3 protein-coding genes are annotated in these 2,579 nt (G+C 70.0%); all 3 read left to right on the top strand.

Annotated features, from left to right (window positions below):
• The coding region (locus VGJ14_10730; GenBank protein HEY2832889.1) for a helix-turn-helix transcriptional regulator at positions 1–924 on the top strand (924 nt) is incomplete at its 5' end.
• A gap of 74 nt (positions 925–998) precedes the next feature.
• A complete protein-coding gene (locus VGJ14_10725) occupies positions 999–1,403 on the top strand; it encodes a cupin domain-containing protein (protein HEY2832888.1) in 405 nt (134 codons plus the stop codon).
• A gap of 14 nt (positions 1,404–1,417) precedes the next feature.
• Positions 1,418–2,404 carry an aldo/keto reductase gene (locus VGJ14_10720; protein ID HEY2832887.1) on the top strand — a complete coding sequence of 329 codons (987 nt, stop codon included), beginning with the start codon at positions 1,418–1,420 and terminating at the stop codon, positions 2,402–2,404.
• The last annotated feature ends 175 nt before the right edge of the window (positions 2,405–2,579 follow it).

Here is a 2,579-nt window from a genome sequence, read left to right as displayed (position 1 = left end):
CGTAACGTGGAGGGCGTGGACAACCGCTCCGAGATTCGCGACTTCCTGGCGACCCGCCGGGCCAAGCTCACCCCCGCCCAGGTCGGCCTGCCGGCCGCCGGACGCCGGCGGGTGCCCGGGCTGCGCCGAGAAGAGGTCGCCGTGCTGGCCGGGGTTAGCCCCGACTGGTACAACCGCCTGGAGAAGGGCCACATCAGCGGCGTGTCCGACGACGTCCTTGACGCTGTGGCCCGCGCCCTGCAGCTCAACGAGGCCGAGCGCGAGCACCTGTTCAACCTCGCCCGCGCCGCCAAGCCGATCCGCACCCCGCGCCGCCGCGCCAAGCCGCAGATCCCGCTCAGCGTGCAGCGGGTGCTGGACTCGATGACCGGCACAGCCGCGTTCGTCCGCAACGGGCGCCTGGACATCCTGGCCAGCAACGCCCTCGGCCGGGCGCTCTACTCCCCGGTGCTCGACCAGCCCGCGCACCGCGGCAACATCGCCCGCTTTGACTTTCTCGACCCCCGCGCCGCCGACTACTACCCCGATCACGACGGTGCGCTGGCCACCGCCGTCGCGCTGCTGCGCACCGCGGCCGGCCGCAACCCCCGCGACAAGGACCTCACCGATCTTGTCGGTGAGCTCGCCACCCGCAGCGAGGCGTTCCGTACCCGCTGGGGCGCCCAGGACGTGCGCCTGCACCGCGGCGGCATCAAGACCTTCAATCACCCTGTGGTTGGCTACATGGAACTGACCTACGACTCCATGGAACTCCTCGCCGCCCCGGCCCTGGTCCTCACCGCCTACACCGCCGAACCAGCCAGCCCCTCCGCGGATAACCTCGCGCTGCTGGCCTCCTGGGCCGCGACCGACACCGCAAGCACCGCCCTGTCGGACCAAGCCGGCGGCCAGCCCGACGCGGCAGACACCACCAGCGCTGACTGACCCGCATAACCACTGGCGGCGCCGCGAGCGGCGGCCCCGTCCGCCGCCGCCCGATCCGCCGAAGGAGAACCCCTATGGAACTGACCGCGCCCAGCAAGACCGCCAAAGCCCCCGGCACGGCCTTCACCGGCGACGTCTACGTCAACCCGATCAAGCGGAAGGCCGAACCGTCCCGGCTGATCGCCAGCATCGTCCGCTTCACCCCCGGCGCCCGCACTAACTGGCATTCCCACGCGCTCGGGCAGACGCTGTTCTGCACCGACGGTACCGGCCTGGTGGTGTCCCGCGACGGCACCGTCATCCATCTCACCCCCGGCGACACCGTATGGACCCCGCCCGGCGAGGAACACTGGCACGGCGCCGGCGTCGACTGCATGATGAGCCACCTCGCCATGCTCGAAGGCGTCGAAAACGGAGACGGCACCACCTGGCTCGAACCGGTCACCGACGAGCAGTACGCCGCCGCGAACCAGACCTGACAACAGGAGACATGATGCACCAGCGCACTCTCGGCCAGGGCCTGCGGGTGTCCGCGATCGGGCTCGGCTGCATGGGCATGTCGCAGAGTTACGGCCCCAACCCCGGCGGCCGCGATGACATGATCGCCGTACTGCGCGGCGCGGTCGACCACGGCGTGACCTTCTTCGACACCGCCGAGGTCTACGGGCCCTACGTCAACGAGGAACTCGTCGGGGAAGCCCTCGCCCCGCTCCGCGATCAGGTCGTGATCGCGACCAAGTTCGGGTGGCGCATTGAAGACGGGAAGTCCGTCGGCCTCGACAGCCGCCCCGAGCAGATCGCCCGCGTCGCCGACGCCTCCTTGCGCCGGCTGCGTGTCGATGCTCTCGACCTGTTCTACCAGCATCGTGTCGACCCCGACGTGCCGGTCGAGGACGTCGCCGGCGCCGTCGCCGAACTGGTCGCTGCCGGCAAGGTGCGCCACTTCGGCCTGTCCGAAGCCGCGGCCGGAACCATCCGCCAGGCCCACGCCGTGCACCCGGTTACCGCAGTGCAAAGCGAGTACTCCCTGTGGACCCGCGACCCCGAACCCGAGGTGCTGCCGGCCTGCGCCGAGCTCGGCATCGGGTTCGTCCCGTTCAGCCCCCTCGGCAAAGGCTTCCTCACCGGCACCGTCGACCCGAACAACCACTTCACCGACGGCGACATCCGCGCCACCATCCCACGATTCAGCGAACAGAACCGCGACACCAACCAGGCCCTCGTCGAACACGTCCGTGCCCTCGCCAGCACGCGAAACGCCACGCCGGGCCAGGTTGCCCTGGCCTGGCTCCTGGCCCAGCACCCGTCCATCGTGCCCATCCCCGGAACCCGCAGCATCAAGCGCATCGACGAGAACACGCACGCCGCATCCCTGCCACTATCCGCCGATGACATCGCCGACCTCAACACCCTCACCAACCGCGTCCAAGTCCACGGCAACCGCTACAACGACCACCACATGGCCCTCGTCGGACGATGACCTCCCAACCCAACGAGTGGTCATCACGACGGGCGGGCACGCACCCGGCGGCGGGCCGACTGCCGGACGGCTACGCGATCGCCACAGTGAGCGGCACAGAACGGCCCGATCGGCGCGCCTGCGCCGACCACAACCAAGACAGGGTTCGCGTACCGAACGAAGCCTCTTTGTGGTC

This window comes from Sporichthyaceae bacterium (genome assembly GCA_036493475.1).
In the GTDB taxonomy this organism is placed as follows: domain Bacteria; phylum Actinomycetota; class Actinomycetes; order Sporichthyales; family Sporichthyaceae; genus DASQPJ01.
This window is presented reverse-complemented; position numbering and strand designations above follow the sequence as displayed.